At 72.3% G+C, this 14,247-nt stretch carries 13 protein-coding genes; 10 read left to right on the forward strand and 3 right to left on the reverse strand.

What is annotated here, in order from left to right:
• The first annotated feature begins 25 nt into the window (after positions 1–25).
• Positions 26–883 carry a tRNA pseudouridine(38-40) synthase TruA gene (truA, locus tag AB0M16_RS01790; RefSeq protein ID WP_365337587.1) on the forward strand — a complete coding sequence of 286 codons (858 nt, stop codon included), beginning with the start codon at positions 26–28 and terminating at the stop codon, positions 881–883.
• On the opposite strand, the gene AB0M16_RS01795 is transcribed toward truA, so the two are convergent.
• Positions 854–1,825 (reverse strand): hypothetical protein, encoded by a 972-nt coding sequence (locus AB0M16_RS01795; RefSeq protein WP_365337589.1) that lies wholly within the window; start codon positions 1,823–1,825, stop codon positions 854–856. The genes truA and AB0M16_RS01795 overlap by 30 nt on opposite strands.
• A gap of 56 nt (positions 1,826–1,881) precedes the next feature.
• Between AB0M16_RS01795 and AB0M16_RS01800 the strand changes: the two genes are divergently transcribed.
• From AB0M16_RS01800 to glmM, 4 genes are all read left to right on the forward strand, one after another.
• On the forward strand, positions 1,882–3,504 hold the full coding sequence (locus tag AB0M16_RS01800) for an ATP-binding cassette domain-containing protein (RefSeq protein WP_365337591.1): 1,623 nt from the start codon (positions 1,882–1,884) through the stop codon (positions 3,502–3,504).
• Between the two features lie 218 nt (positions 3,505–3,722).
• The gene (gene rplM / locus AB0M16_RS01805; protein WP_365337593.1) at positions 3,723–4,166 is read left to right on the forward strand and encodes a 50S ribosomal protein L13; all 444 of its coding nucleotides are present in this window, start codon (positions 3,723–3,725) and stop codon (positions 4,164–4,166) included.
• A 44-nt stretch (positions 4,167–4,210) separates the two neighbouring features.
• A complete protein-coding gene (gene rpsI / locus AB0M16_RS01810; RefSeq protein WP_128985116.1) occupies positions 4,211–4,723 on the forward strand; it encodes a 30S ribosomal protein S9 in 513 nt (170 codons plus the stop codon).
• Positions 4,724–4,934: 211 nt separating this feature from the next.
• Positions 4,935–6,293: a phosphoglucosamine mutase gene (gene glmM / locus AB0M16_RS01815; protein ID WP_365337596.1), complete on the forward strand. Its 1,359-nt coding sequence runs from the start codon at positions 4,935–4,937 to the stop codon at positions 6,291–6,293.
• A 139-nt stretch (positions 6,294–6,432) separates the two neighbouring features.
• On the opposite strand, the gene AB0M16_RS01820 is transcribed toward glmM, so the two are convergent.
• Both AB0M16_RS01820 and coaA read right to left on the reverse strand, forming a co-directional pair.
• Positions 6,433–7,383 carry a DUF389 domain-containing protein gene (locus AB0M16_RS01820; protein ID WP_365337598.1) on the reverse strand — a complete coding sequence of 317 codons (951 nt, stop codon included), beginning with the start codon at positions 7,381–7,383 and terminating at the stop codon, positions 6,433–6,435.
• Between the two features lie 2 nt (positions 7,384–7,385).
• On the reverse strand, positions 7,386–8,381 hold the full coding sequence (gene coaA / locus AB0M16_RS01825) for a type I pantothenate kinase (protein ID WP_365337946.1): 996 nt from the start codon (positions 8,379–8,381) through the stop codon (positions 7,386–7,388).
• A 327-nt stretch (positions 8,382–8,708) separates the two neighbouring features.
• Here coaA and AB0M16_RS01830 point away from each other — a divergent pair, with 327 nt between their 5' ends.
• From AB0M16_RS01830 to AB0M16_RS01850, 5 genes are all read left to right on the forward strand, one after another.
• A complete protein-coding gene (locus AB0M16_RS01830; RefSeq protein WP_365337600.1) occupies positions 8,709–9,464 on the forward strand; it encodes a hypothetical protein in 756 nt (251 codons plus the stop codon).
• Positions 9,465–9,503: 39 nt separating this feature from the next.
• Positions 9,504–11,351 carry a glutamine--fructose-6-phosphate transaminase (isomerizing) gene (gene glmS, locus AB0M16_RS01835; RefSeq protein ID WP_365337602.1) on the forward strand — a complete coding sequence of 616 codons (1,848 nt, stop codon included), beginning with the start codon at positions 9,504–9,506 and terminating at the stop codon, positions 11,349–11,351.
• Between the two features lie 16 nt (positions 11,352–11,367).
• On the forward strand, positions 11,368–11,736 hold the full coding sequence (locus AB0M16_RS01840) for a holo-ACP synthase (RefSeq protein WP_365337604.1): 369 nt from the start codon (positions 11,368–11,370) through the stop codon (positions 11,734–11,736).
• Between the two features lie 73 nt (positions 11,737–11,809).
• Positions 11,810–13,258: an NAD(P)H-hydrate dehydratase gene (locus AB0M16_RS01845; protein WP_365337606.1), complete on the forward strand. Its 1,449-nt coding sequence runs from the start codon at positions 11,810–11,812 to the stop codon at positions 13,256–13,258.
• 110 nt (positions 13,259–13,368) lie between these two features.
• Positions 13,369–14,247, forward strand: a complete 879-nt coding sequence (locus AB0M16_RS01850; RefSeq protein WP_365337608.1) for a L,D-transpeptidase family protein — start codon at positions 13,369–13,371, stop codon at positions 14,245–14,247.

A 14,247-nucleotide genomic window follows, 5' to 3' on the forward strand; every position in this document is an offset into this window, starting at 1 on the left:
CCGCGTGTTTGAGAGGATTTACGGCGTGAGTGATGACGTGCAGCCCGGGTTCGTACGCGTACGGCTCGACCTTTCGTACGACGGCAGGGACTTCTCCGGCTGGGCCAAGCAGGCCCGGGGCCAGCGCACCGTCCAGGGCGAGATCGAGGACGCCCTGAAGACCGTCACCCGCTCCACGGAGACCTACGAGCTGACCGTCGCCGGCCGGACCGACGCGGGCGTGCACGCCCGCGGCCAGGTCGCGCACGTCGACCTGCCGGTCGCCCTGTGGGAGGAGCACCGCGAGAAGCTGCTCAGGCGGCTCGCCGGGCGGCTCTCGCACGACGTCCGGGTATGGAGGCTCACCGAGGCGCCCGAGGGCTTCAACGCCCGCTTCTCGGCCATCTGGCGCCGTTACGCGTACCGGGTCACCGACCACCCGGGCGGCGTCGACCCGCTGCTGCGCGGACACGTCCTGTGGCACGACTGGACGCTCGACTTGGACGCCATGAACGCGGCCGCCGAGCGGCTCGTCGGCGAGCACGACTTCGCCGCCTACTGCAAGAAGCGGGAGGGTGCCACGACCATCCGCACGCTCCAGGAGCTCCGCTGGGAGCGCCGTCCCGACGGCATCCTGGAGGCCACGGTCAAGGCCGACGCCTTCTGCCACAACATGGTCCGCTCACTGGTCGGCGCTCTGCTGTTCGTCGGCGACGGGCACCGCCCGGTGGAATGGCCGGGCAAGGTGCTGGCCGCGGGCGTGCGGGACTCCGCCGTGCACGTCGTGCGGCCGCACGGCCTCACCCTCGAAGAGGTCGGCTACCCGGCCGACGACCAGCTCGCCGCGCGCAGCAGGGAGGCGCGCAACAAGCGGTCACTCCCCGGGAGCGCCGGCTGCTGCTGAGGCCTGGGCGCGGCCGCGGGCGTAGATCTGGTTGAAGGCGAAGGTGCCCAGGTCGTCGGCGGTCTGGAAGACCGGCTTGTCGCCCGTGGTGACCTTCTTGCCGTCGGTGTGGCCGGTCTGGGTCAGGTAGACGTACCGGCCGATCGAGTTGGTGCGCCGCAGGCACACCGTCTTGTGGCAGAAGTCACCGACACCCGCGCCGGTGAGCGGTGCGATGCCGCCGCTCGCCTGCTTCTTCGCCTTGAGCGCCTGCTCGTCGGTGGGGAAGACGGCCACGCCGACGGTGACGGCCACGCCGTCCTTCACGTACGTGGCGCGGATCACGCGGGTGCAGCCGTTGTTCTTCAGGACCGTGCCGAGGGCGCCCTGGGTGACCGCGGCGCAGTTGGCCGTCGAGGAGGTCGCGCCCTTCTGGTAGGGGCGGCCGCTCATGGTCAGCTTCTTGCCGGGGAAGAGGCTCTCGGCGCTCAGCGGGGCCTTGTCCTTCTTCGCGTCGGAGATGAAGTCCATCGGGTTCGGCGGCGGCAGCGGGGCGACCGAGGAGAAGGTCGGGGCCGGGCTCGCGGTGTCCGTGGGGGCGGCCGAGGCGGTCGGGCCGGTGCCGCCGTTCTTCGCCTCGTCGTTGCTGTTGTTGGTGGCGACGATCGCCGTGGCGACGGCCGCGCCCACGGCGAGCGCGGCGACGGCCGCGCCGCCGATCAGCAGCCACCGCTTGCGCTGGTTGCGGGCGGCCGATGCGTCGGCGAGGGCGCCCCAGTCGGGGGTCTGCGCACCGCCCTGCGCGCCCGGGAACGGGTTCGCCGGCGCCTGCCCGTACGGCGGCTGCTGTCCGTACGGCTGCTGCGGCTGCTGTCCGTACGGCTGCTGCGGCTGCCCGTACGGCTGCTGTCCCTGTCCCTGCCCCTGGCCCTGCTGCGGCCACTGCGGTCCCCCGAAGCTCATGCCGCGCATCCTAATCGGGTTGGGATCAGGGGGCTGCGGCGGTGACAATGCCCCCCATGGGACATGTCGAGGCCGCACACCTGGAGTACTACCTTCCGGACGGGAGGGTCCTCCTCGGGGACGCCTCCTTCCGGGTCGGGGAGGGCGCCGTGGTCGCCCTGGTCGGCGCCAACGGCGCCGGCAAGACGACCCTGCTCCGGCTGATCTCCGGGGAGCTGCAGCCGCACGGCGGCGGTGTCACCGTCAGCGGCGGGCTCGGCGTGATGCCGCAGTTCGTCGGCTCCGTACGGGACGAGTCCACGGTCCGCGACCTGCTGGTCTCGGTCGCCCCGGCGCGCATCCGCACGGCCGCGAAGGCCGTGGACGAGGCCGAGCACCGGATCATGACGGTCGACGACGAGGCCGCGCAGATGGCGTACGCGCAGGCGCTCAGCGACTGGGCCGAGGTGCAGGGGTACGAGTTCGAGACCCTGTGGGACATGTGCACCATGGCCGCGATGGGCGTGCCGTACGACAAGGCGCAGTTCCGGGAGGTGCGCACGCTCAGCGGTGGCGAGCAGAAGCGCCTGGTCCTGGAGTACCTGCTGCGCGGGAACGACGAGGTGCTGCTCCTCGACGAGCCGGACAACTACCTGGACGTCCCCGGCAAGCGCTGGCTGGAGGAGCGGCTGCGGGAGACCCGCAAGACCGTGCTGTTCATCTCGCACGACCGGGAGCTGCTCGCCCGGGCCGCGCAGAAGATCGTGGCCGTCGAGCCCGGCCCGGCCGGCTCCGACGTGTGGGTGCACGGCGGCGGCTTCGACACCTTCCACGAGGCGCGGCGGGAGCGGTTCGCCCGCTTCGAGGAGCTGAAGCGGCGCTGGGAGGAGAAGCACGCGCAGCTGAAGAAGCTGGTGGTCAACCTGCGGCAGGCGGCCGCGGTCAGCCACGAGATGGCCTCGCGGTACGCGGCGGCGCAGACGCGCCTGAAGAAGTTCGAGGAGGCGGGCCCGCCGCCGGAGCCGCCGCGCGAGCAGGAGATCCGGATGCGGCTGCGCGGCGGACGGACCGGGGTGCGGGCGGTGACGGTCGAGAACCTGGAGCTGACCGGCCTGATGAAGCCGTTCTCGCTGGAGATCTTCTACGGGGAGCGGGTCGCCGTCCTCGGCTCCAACGGCTCCGGCAAGTCGCACTTCCTGCGGCTGCTGGCGGGCGACGGGTCGGTGGCCCACACGGGAACCTGGAAGCTGGGCGCGCGGGTCGTGCCGGGGCACTTCGCGCAGACCCACGCCCACCCCGAGCTCTTCGGCCGCTCCCTCGTCGACATCCTGTGGACGGAGCATGCCAAGGACCGCGGCGCGGCGATGTCGATGCTGCGCCGCTACGAGCTGGAGCGCCAGGGCGACCAGGCCTTCGAGAAGCTCTCCGGCGGGCAGCAGGCCCGCTTCCAGATCCTGCTCCTGGAGCTGGCCGGCACGACGGCGCTGCTCCTGGACGAGCCGACGGACAACCTGGACCTGGAGTCGGCGGAGGCGCTGCAGGACGGCCTGGAGTCGTACGAGGGCACGGTGCTCGCCGTGACCCACGACCGCTGGTTCGCGAAGAGCTTCGACCGGTACCTGGTCTTCGGCTCGGACGGGGTCGTGCGGGAGACGCAGGAGCCGGTCTGGGACGAGCGGCGGGTCGAGCGGGCGCGGTAGGGTCGCGCGTTTTGACCCGTCCGGGGTGGCGCGGGTACTGTTGCCGTTTGTTATGCGTATTGGCTTCGTCGTTCTCACGCGAAGGGCCCTTACGCAAGTTCCCTGGAGCAGTTACCAGTGGCTCGCATACGGGCGGTGACCCGGCAGTGCAGGCCCCAGCTGCATGATCGCTTCAGGTGTGTCTGGACTCCATCCACTGAAGAAGCGAAGGCTACGAAGTGCGTACGTACAGCCCCAAGCCCGGCGATGTCACTCGCCAGTGGCACATCATCGACGCGCAGGACATCGTCCTGGGCCGCCTGGCGACGACGGCTGCGAACCTCCTGCGAGGCAAGCACAAGCCCGTCTACGCGCCCCACATGGACATGGGCGACTTCGTCATCATCATCAATGCTGACAAGGTCCACCTGTCGGGCAACAAGAAGACCCAGAAGATGGCGTACCGCCACTCCGGCTACCCGGGTGGTCTGCGCTCCGTCCGCTACGACGAGCTGCTGGACAAGAACCCCGAGAAGGCCGTCGAGAAGGCCATCAAGGGCATGATCCCCAAGAACTCCCTGGGCCGTCAGATGCTCTCGAAGCTGAAGGTCTACGCGGGCGAGAACCACCCGCACGCTGCCCAGCAGCCGGTCCCGTTCGAGATCACCCAGGTCGCGCAGTAGTTCCGGCCACACCCCCTAAGAACGAAAGAAATCTGAGGAGCATCGTGGCCGAGACCACCCCCGAGACCCCCGTCGACGAGTTCGAGGGCGTCGAGGAGTACACCACCGAGACCGAGATCGTCGAGGGTGACTACACCTCCGAGTCCCTCGCGTCCCGCTTCGGCGACCCGCAGCCGGCCGCCGGCCTGGGCCGTCGCAAGAACGCCATCGCCCGCGTCCGGATCGTTCCGGGCACCGGCAAGTGGAAGATCAACGGTCGCACCCTTGAGGACTACTTCCCCAACAAGGTGCACCAGCAGGAAGTCAACGAGCCCTTCAAGGTGCTCGAGCTCGACAACCGCTACGACGTCATCGCCCGCATCGCGGGTGGCGGCGTGTCCGGCCAGGCCGGCGCCCTGCGCCTCGGCGTGGCCCGCGCCCTCAACGAGGCCGACGTCGAGAACAACCGCGGCCCGCTGAAGAAGGCCGGCTTCCTCTCCCGCGACGACCGTGCGGTCGAGCGCAAGAAGGCCGGTCTCAAGAAGGCCCGTAAGGCCCCGCAGTACAGCAAGCGTTAATCGCCTGCTCGGCTGCTCTGTTCGTACGCCCCGGCGGCACTGTCCGTGCTGCCGGGGCGTACGGCTTTTTCACATCTTGCTTTCATAATCTTGGGCAGGACCCGGTCATCATGCTGGGCAGGACTTGAGCACCTTCCGCACGGCTCGGACGTAAAAACGGGCATCAGCCGTGCAGGGGATCGCATTTTCGGAGCACTTTCGGAGGACAGCTGTGGGACGACTCTTCGGCACGGACGGCGTGCGCGGTGTGGCCAACGCCGACCTGACGGCGGAGCTGGCGCTCGGCCTGTCGGTCGCGGCCGCGCACGTGCTCGCCGAGGCGGGCACCTTCGAGGGCCACCGGCCGACCGCCGTGGTGGGGCGCGACCCGCGTGCCTCGGGAGAGTTCCTGGAGGCCGCCGTCGTGGCGGGCCTCGCCAGCGCGGGCGTCGACGTGCTCCGCGTCGGCGTGCTGCCCACCCCGGCCGTCGCCTACCTGACCGGCGCGCTCGGCGCCGACCTCGGCGTCATGCTGTCCGCCTCCCACAACGCGATGCCCGACAACGGCATCAAGTTCTTCGCCAGGGGCGGCCACAAGCTCGCCGACGAGCTGGAGGACCGCATCGAGGCCGTCTACGAGGAGCACCGCACCGGCGCTCCCTGGGACCGCCCGACCGGCGCGGGCGTCGGCCGGGTCCGTGACTACGACGAGGGCTTCGACAAGTACGTCGCCCACCTGATCGCTGTCCTCCCCAACCGGCTCGACGGGCTGAAGATCGTCCTCGACGAGGCCCACGGCGCCGCCGCCCGCGTCTCGCCCGAGGCCTTCTCCCGGGCCGGTGCCACCGTGATCACCATCGGCGCCGAGCCGGACGGCCTCAACATCAACGACGGCTGCGGCTCCACCCACCTCGGACTGCTCAAGGCCGCCGTGGTCGAGCACCAGGCCGACTTCGGCATCGCCCACGACGGCGACGCCGACCGCTGCCTCGCCGTGGACCACACGGGTGCCGAGATCGACGGCGACCAGATCCTCGCCGTGCTCGCCCTCGCCATGCGCGAGGCCGGGACACTGCGCGGCGACACCGTCGTCGCCACGGTCATGTCGAACCTCGGGTTCAAGCTGGCGATGGAGCGTGAGGGTCTCTCGCTGGTGCAGACCGCGGTCGGCGACCGCTACGTCCTGGAGTCGATGAAGGAGCACGGCTACGCCCTCGGCGGCGAGCAGTCCGGCCACGTCATCGTGCTCGACCACGCCACCACCGGCGACGGCACCCTGACCGGCCTGATGCTCGCGGCCCGGGTCGCCGCCACCGGCCGCTCCCTCGCCGAGCTCGCCGCGGTCATGGAGCGCCTGCCGCAGGTCCTGGTCAACGTGCCGGACGTCGACAAGACGCGCGTGAGGACCTCCGCGGAGCTGGCCCACGCCGTCGGCGAGGCCGAGCGCGAGCTGGGCACCACGGGCCGCGTCCTGCTGCGCCCCTCGGGCACCGAGCCGCTCGTACGGGTCATGGTCGAGGCCGCCGACATCGAGCAGGCCCGGTCGGTGGCCGGACGCCTCGCGGACGTCGTGAAGTCGGCGCTGGGCTAGTCCGGACGAGGACGGGTCGGCCCCCGTTCCCGCCACGTGCGGGGACGGGGGCCGACGGCGTCCGGGGAGTGACACCCGTCGGGCCCGTCCCGCGGATCACAGCCGCGTCCGCGGCGTGCCCGACCCTGATCCGCCGGTCCTAGCGCTTCTTGACGCCACGGGTCCAGTGGCCGCGCGGGGTGCGCCACAGCAGCACCTGCCCGAACAGGGTGACGGTGCCGGCGAGGATGATGCCGGTCAGATTGAGCAGCAGCTGCTCGACGGAGCCCCACATCTGGCCGAACTGGCCGTAGCTGAGCGCCACGGCGGCGTTCGCGCCGGCGGGGATCGTCGTCACGGAGATCGCGACCCCGATCAGTGCCCCCGACTTCGTCGAGGTGAGCGAGAGGGTGCCCGCGGCGCCCGCGAGCAGGGCGACGACGAAGGAGAACGGGTCCGGCTTCCAGACGAAACTCGTGTTGGGGCGGGGCGCGTCCAGCTGCTCGACGCTGAACAGGCCGAGCGCGTCCATCCACAGGCTGAAGACGGTCGTCGCGATGATCGCCGCCGCGAAGCCGACCACCAGGGCGTACGACGAGCGCAGCACCAGCTTCGGGGCGCGCCGCACGATCCCCGTGCAGATCCCGGCGAGCGGCCCGAACTCCGGCCCCACGGCCATGGCGCCCACGATCAGGATCGCGTTGTCGAGCACGACACCGCAGGCCGCGATCATGGTCGCCACGATCATGAAGGCGCTGTAGGTGATGGTGAGCGTCGACTCCTCGTGCGTGGCGTCGGTCAGCTGCTCCCAGATGACCGCGTCGGCGGCCTCGCCGGGTGCCTCCTCCTCGGCCGCCGTCGCGTGGGTCGACAGCGAGAGGTCGATGTTCTCGACGGCGATCGACCCGTCCTGATCGATCCTCAGCTCCCGCATCCCTTGGAGGAGTTCCTGCCCGGCCTCGCGGGCCACGTCGCACAGCACGAGGTCCCCGGCCGGCGCGCGGGCGGCGCCGGGCAGCACCACCAGGTGGGTGGTGCCGACGGTCCGTTCGATGAGGTCGACGGCAGCCCCGGTACGGTCCGGCGGCACGATCAGGCGTAGGTGCAACACCCTCAGAGCTTACGGAGGCTGAGCCGCTGCACCTTGTGATCGGCTCCCTTGCGCACGACGAGTGTCGCCCGCCCGCGGGTCGGTGCCACGTTCTCCAGCAGGTTCACCTTGTTGACGGTCCGCCACATCGTGCGGGCGTAGTCGAGGGCCTCCTCCTCGGAGACCTGGGTCCAGCGCCGGAAGTACGAGGACGGGTCCTGGAACGCGGTCTGGCGCAGCTTGCGGAAGCGGTTGAGGTACCACTGCTCGATGTCCTCCGCGCGGGCGTCCACGTACACGGAGAAGTCGAAGTAGTCGGCGAGACCGACCCGGGTGCGTCCGTCCTTGCCGGGCAGCGCGGGCTGCAGGACGTTGAGCCCCTCGACGATGAGGATGTCCGGCCGGCGCACGACGAGCCGCTCGTCGGGCACCCGGTCGTAGATGAGGTGCGAGTAGACGGGGGCCGTGACCTCCTCCTTGCCCGCCTTGACGTCGGCGACGAACCGGGTCAGCGCCCGCCGGTCGTACGACTCGGGGAAGCCCTTGCGGGACATCAGCCCGCGCGCCTTCAGCTCCTCCATCGGGTACAGGAACCCGTCGGTGGTGATCCGCTCCACCCGCGGGTGCTCGGGCCAGCGGGCGAGCAGCGCCTCGAGGAGCCGGGCGACGGTCGACTTGCCGACGGCGACGGAGCCGGCCACTCCTATGACGAAGGGGGTGCCGCGCTGCTCGGCCTTCTCGCCCAGGAAGGTGTTCAGCGCCCCGCGCAGCCCGCTGGTGGCCTGCACGTAGAGATTCAGCAGCCGCGACAGCGGCAGGTAGATGTCCCGGACCTCGTCGAGGTCGATGACGTCCCCGAGGCCGCGCAGCCGCTCGACCTCGTCGGCGGTCAGCGGCAGCGGCGTCTTGTCCCGCAGCGCGCTCCACTCGGCCCGCGTGAGGTCGACGTACGGCGTCGGCTCGGCGACCCGCCGGGAACCGGCGCCGTTTCCGTTGGGGCTTCGTGGCGGCGAAGTGATCACCCCGCCATTGTCGTGGGTACGGGGCGGCTGTGGGGGGTGGGGTGGGTCACGTGGCGGCGTCGCGGTGCGCTACGGGGGATCCCCCGCGCACCAGGGACCGCAGGCGGCGCTCCGCCGTGGCCGGGGGCCGGGTGCGACGTGCGGTGACGGTAGGGATGGCCCACCTCTGGGTCCGTGGCGCACGGGCGAAGAGGCCGAGCCTGCGGGGTGGAGCAGACGGTGCTGCCGACGTGCGGCGGCGCCGGGGTGAAACCCCGGTGCACAGCGGGAACCCGCCCCCATAGAGTTCGCACGGACCTACGGACCCGACTCGAGAGTTGAGCGATGCGCCCCACCCTGATCCGCCGTACCGCCCTCGCCGCGACCACCGCGGCCTCCCTGGCCCTGCTGCTCACCGCTTGCGGCGGGGAGGAGAAGAAGGGTGAGGACTCGGGCAAGGCCGACGCCTCCGCGTCCGCCGCGGCCAAGCCCGACGTGAAGGCGCTGAGCGCCGTCGAGCTGGAGAAGCTCGTCGTGGCGCAGGCGGACCTCAAGGGCTACCAGGTGCAGAAGGCCGGCCCCGCGGACATCGTGCACCCCGGCGACGTCAGCGCCGACAAGCCCGCCTGCGAGGCGCTCGCCGAGGCCCTGTCCGGCGTCGCGCCCGGCACTCCCGGCGCCAGCGCGCAGCGCAAGGCGATCGAGGCCAAGCAGGAGACCTCCGCCTCGCCGGACCAGATCATGGGGGCGCTCGCGGCGCCCGTCACCACGGTCACCCTCGGCTCGTACGCCGGTGAGGGCGCCCAGCAGGCCTTCGCGTCCCTCAAGACCGCCGGCACCGACTGCGCCGGCGGCTTCGTCCTGCACGGCGGCGGCGAGAAGACCAAGGTCACCAAGGTGGCCCCGGAGACCGTGACCGCCGGTGACGAGGCCCTGGCCTGGACGATCACCACGGACATGGAGGGCAACCCCTTCACCAGCAAGCTCGTCGTCTTCCGCAAGGGCAACAACCTCGCCGGCTTCTCCTCGATCAGCCTCTCCGGCAAGATCAAGGACCTGCCGACCGCCGTCGTCGACGCGCAGGCGGCCAAGCTGCGCTGAGTCCGGCCGGTCGGGGCCGTTCGGCCGTAGGCTGCCGCCATGTGCGGAATCGTTGGCTACGTCGGCGGTCAGTCGGCGCTCGAAGTGGTGATCGCGGGCCTCAAGCGGCTCGAATACCGCGGCTACGACTCGGCGGGAGTCGCCGTGCTCTCCGACGGAGGGCTCGCCGCGGCCAAGAAGGCCGGGAAGCTCGTCAACCTGGAGAAGGAGCTGGTGGACCGCCCGCTGTCGAGCGGGTCCACCGGCATCGGACACACCCGGTGGGCCACCCACGGCGGCCCCACCGACACGAACGCGCACCCGCACCTCGACAACGCGGGCCGCGTCGCCGTCGTCCACAACGGCATCATCGAGAACTTCGCGGTCCTCAGGGCCGAGCTGGCCGAGCGGGGCCACGACCTGCTGTCCGAGACGGACACCGAGGTCGTGGCCCATCTGCTCGCCGAGGAGTTCTCCTCCGTCGGCGACCTCGCCGAGGCCATGCGCCTGGTCTGCAAGCGGCTCGACGGCGCCTTCACCCTGGTCGCCGTGCACGCCGACCAGCCCGACGTCGTCGTCGGCGCGCGCCGCAACTCCCCGCTCGTCGTGGGCGTCGGCGAGGGCGAGAACTTCCTCGCCTCCGACGTCTCCGCCTTCATCGCGCACACCCGCTCGGCCATCGAGCTCGGCCAGGACCAGGTCGTCGAGCTCACCCGGGAGGGCGTCACCGTCACCGACTTCGAGGGCGCGCCGGCCGACGTACGGGCGTACCACATCGACTGGGACGCCTCGGCCGCCGAGAAGGGCGGCTACGACTACTTCATGCTCAAGGAGATCGCCGAGCAGCCCAAGGCGGTCGCCGACACCCTCCTCGGCCGGATCGGCGGCGACGGGCGCCTCCACCTCGACGAGGTGCGCATCCCCGACGCCGTGCTCCGCGAGGCCGACAAGATCGTCATCGTCGCGTGCGGCACCGCCTTCCACGCCGGGCTCATCGCCAAGTACGCGATCGAGCACTGGACCCGCATCCCCTGCGAGGTCGAGCTGGCGAGCGAGTTCCGCTACCGGGACCCGATCCTCGGGCAGCGCACCCTCGTCATCGCCATCTCCCAGTCCGGCGAGACCATGGACACCCTGATGGCCCTGCGGCACGCGCGCGAGCAGGGCGCGAAGGTCCTCGCCGTGTGCAACACCAACGGGTCGACCATCCCGCGCGAGTCCGACGCCGTCCTCTACACGCACGCCGGCCCCGAGGTCGCCGTCGCGTCGACCAAGGCCTTCCTCACCCAGCTCGTCGCCTGCTTCCTGCTCGCGCTCTACCTGGGACAGGTGCGCGGCACCCAGTGGGGCGACGAGATCCACGCCGTCGTCCGCGAGCTCGCCCGGAGCGCCGAAGAGGTCGAGCGGGTCCTGGAGACCATGGAGCCGGTGCGCGAGCTCGCCCGGTCCCTCGCCGACAAGGACACCGTCCTGTTCCTCGGCCGGCACGTCGGCTACCCGGTCGCCCTGGAAGGCGCGCTCAAGCTCAAGGAGCTCGCCTACATGCACGCCGAGGGGTTCGCGGCGGGCGAGCTGAAGCACGGGCCGATCGCGCTCGTCGAGGAGGACCTCCCGGTCGTCGTGGTCGTCCCCTCGCCGCGCGGGCGGTCCGTCCTCCACGACAAGATCGTCTCCAACATCCAGGAGATCCGGGCCCGCGGCGCCCGCACGATCGTCATCGCGGAGGAGGGCGACGACGCGGTCGTCCCGTACGCCGACCACCTCATCCGCATCCCGGCCACGCCTACGCTGCTCCAGCCGCTGGTCTCCACCGTGCCGCTGCAGGTCTTCGCCTGCGAACTGGCGACGGCCCGGGGCAACGAGGTCGACCAGCCGCGCAACCTGGCCAAGTCCGTGACGGTGGAGTGAGTGAGGCAGTGAACAGATGATCATCGGGGTGGGCATCGACGTGGCGGAGATCGACCGCTTCGCCGCGTCGCTGGAACGCACGCCAGGGCTGCTGCAGCGCCTGTTCCTCGAACGGGAGATGCTGCTCCCGAGCGGCGAACGGCGCGGCCCGGCGTCCCTGGCGGTCCGCTTCGCCGCCAAGGAGGCCCTGGCGAAGGCCCTCGGCGCGCCGGGCAACCTGCACTGGACGGACGCCGAGGTGTACGCCGAGGACACCGGCCGGCCGCGGCTGCGGGTCCGCGGCACGGTCGCGGCCCGGGCCGCCGAACTGGGCGTACGGCACTGGCACGTGTCGCTCAGCCATGACGCGGGAGTCGCGTCGGCGGTGGTGATCGCGGAGGGCTGAGGCGGCGGACCCGCACTCCCCGGTCCCGCGGCGGAGGTGGCGCGGCGCCGGGCGAGCCGCCAGGGTGGGTGCCATGCGTACCGCTTATCGCGTGGAGACCGTACGGGCCGCCGAGGCCGAGCTGATGGCACGGCTGCCCGCGGGGGCGTTGATGCAGAGGGCGGCCGCCGGGCTCGCCGCCGCCTGCTTCTCGCTGCTCGGGCGGGGCCGGGTGTACGGGGCGCGGGTCGTCCTGCTCGTCGGCAGCGGCGACAACGGGGGCGACGCGCTGTACGCCGGCGCCAGGCTCGCCCGGCGCGGCGCCGGGGTCACCGCCGTCCTGCTCGGCTCACGCACCCACGAGGGCGGGCTCGCGGCGCTCCACGCGGCCGGCGGGCGGGTCGTCGGCCCGCACGACGACCCGTACGACGCGCTCGCCGCCGCCGACCTCGTCCTCGACGGGATCACCGGCATCGGCGGACGCGGCGGACTGCGCCCCGACGCCGTGCCCGTCGCGCGGGCGGCTCGGGGCTCCGACGCCGTCGTGGTGGCCGTCGACCTGCCGAGCGGCGTGGACGCCGACACCGGGGAGGTCGCGGGCGAGGCGCTGCGGGCCGACGCGACCGTCACCTTCGGCACGTACAAGCCGGGGCTGCTCGTCGATCCGGCGCGTGAGTACGCGGGCGCGCTGCGGCTCGTCGACATCGGACTCGGCGCGACCCTGCCCTCGGTGCCCGACCTGGAGGCGCTGCAGCACGAGGACGTGGCCCGGCTGCTGCCCGTGCCCGGCGCCGAGAGCGACAAGTACCGGCGCGGGGTCGTCGGCGTCGTGGCCGGCTCCGCCCGCTACCCCGGTGCGGCCGTGCTCGCCGTCGAGGGCGCGCTGCGGGGCGGCGCGGGAGCCGTCCGGTACGTCGGGCCGGCCGGCGACGCGGTGATCGCCGCGCACCCCGAGACCCTCGTGCACGCCGGACCCCCGGACCGGGCCGGCCGCGTCCAGGCGTGGGTCGTCGGGCCCGGGCTCGGCGACGGCCCCGGCGTGCCGGAGGTCCTCACCTCGGACGTCCCCGTCCTCGTCGACGCGGACGGGCTGCGCGACCTCCCGGCCGAGGCGGTGAAGGCGCGCACCGCGCCCACCCTGCTCACCCCGCACGCGGGCGAGGCCGCGGCGCTCCTGGGCACGTCCCGCGAGGAGGTCGAGTCGGCCCGGCTCACGGCGGTCCGCGAACTCGCCGGGCGGTACGGAGCGACCGTCCTCCTCAAGGGCTCCACGACCCTGATCTGCGGTCCGGGCGGCGCGGGCCCGGTCCGGGTCAACCCCACGGGCACGTCCTGGCTCGCCACGGCCGGCAGCGGCGACGTGCTCTCCGGCCTCACCGGCTCCCTCCTGGCCGCCGGCCTCCCGGCCCTGGAGGCCGCCTCGGCGGGTGCCTACCTCCACGGCCTCGCGGCCCGCCGCGCGGCCGGCGGCGGCGCCCCGATCACGGCGAGCGACGTGGCCGCCGCCCTGCCGGACGCCTGGCGGGACACGACGACCCCCTGACGGCAGGCCCCCCGGCGCCGCCCCGGGGCTCGCCGCCAGTCGGATCAACGTGTTGCCCCGCACGGGGACCACCGCAGGCGCGGCGCGGCGGCGCGGCGTGGGATGGCCGCGTGATCAGATCCAGAACACGCCGGCGCGCCGTCGCCGTGCTGCTCGCCGCCACCGTGGCGACCCTGTCCCTCCCCGCTGCCGCCGACGCCGCCTCCGACCCCGCCCCCGATTCCGCCGAGGTGCTGCTCCCCGGCGGCGTCGGGCCCGTCGGGCGGGCCGAGTTCCCGATGGACACCCCCGACCAGGTGCTGCCGCCGCGCAGGGACGAGGGCGGGGTGCCCGTACCCGTGCCCGAGCCGCGGGGCGAGGTCGACGAGCTGGTCGAGTACCTGCCGCGCAGCGCCGCCGCGGCCACCTGCACCGCGAAGGCCGGGCCGCATCAGCGGCGGGTCGAACGCCTGTTGAAGCTGAAGGTGGACGGGAAGCAGTCGCCCGCCGACTGCAAGGCCATCAGGGCGTTCCAGAACGTGCAGGGCATCAAGCCGGCCATCGGCTTCGCCGGTCCCGTCACCTGGGCGCGGGCCGAGCTGCTCGCCGCCCGGAAGAACCCCAACGCCGCCGCGAAGTGCCCGGTGCGGACGTACGTCGTCGCCTGTGTCGACCTCGACCGGGAGCTGATGTGGGTCCAGAAGGGCAAGCGGATCACGTTCGCCGTGGTGAACGTGCGGAGCGGCCGGGCCGGCTACCGGACCCGGACCGGCTGGCACTCGGTCTACTGGCGGCACAAGGACCACTGGTCGTCGATCTACGACACGCCCATGCCGTACGCCCAGTTCTTCGACGGCGGACAGGCCTTCCACGCTGTCTACGGGCAGCTCGCCACGCCCACCGGGAGTCGCGGCTGCGTGAATCTGAGCCATGCCGACGCCAAGCGCCTGTGGGACGTACTGCGCAAGGGTGACCGGGTCTACATCTGGGGCAAGCGGCCGGGTGGCTGA

This window comes from Streptomyces sp. NPDC051921 (genome assembly GCF_040680975.1).
In the GTDB taxonomy this organism is placed as follows: domain Bacteria; phylum Actinomycetota; class Actinomycetes; order Streptomycetales; family Streptomycetaceae; genus Streptomyces.

Bases quoted from the DNA above. Each gene is read 5' to 3' on its own strand.
- AB0M16_RS01795 (WP_365337589.1), bottom strand. From the start codon at position 1,825: ATGAGCTTCGGGGGACCGCAGTGGCCGCAGCAGGGCCAGGGGCAGGGA.
- AB0M16_RS01800 (WP_365337591.1), top strand. From the start codon at position 1,882: ATGGGACATGTCGAGGCCGCACACCTGGAGTACTACCTTCCGGACGGG.
- AB0M16_RS01830 (WP_365337600.1), top strand. From the start codon at position 8,709: ATGCGCCCCACCCTGATCCGCCGTACCGCCCTCGCCGCGACCACCGCG.
- glmS (WP_365337602.1), top strand. From the start codon at position 9,504: ATGTGCGGAATCGTTGGCTACGTCGGCGGTCAGTCGGCGCTCGAAGTG.
- AB0M16_RS01840 (WP_365337604.1), top strand. From the start codon at position 11,368: ATGATCATCGGGGTGGGCATCGACGTGGCGGAGATCGACCGCTTCGCC.
- AB0M16_RS01845 (WP_365337606.1), top strand. From the start codon at position 11,810: ATGCGTACCGCTTATCGCGTGGAGACCGTACGGGCCGCCGAGGCCGAG.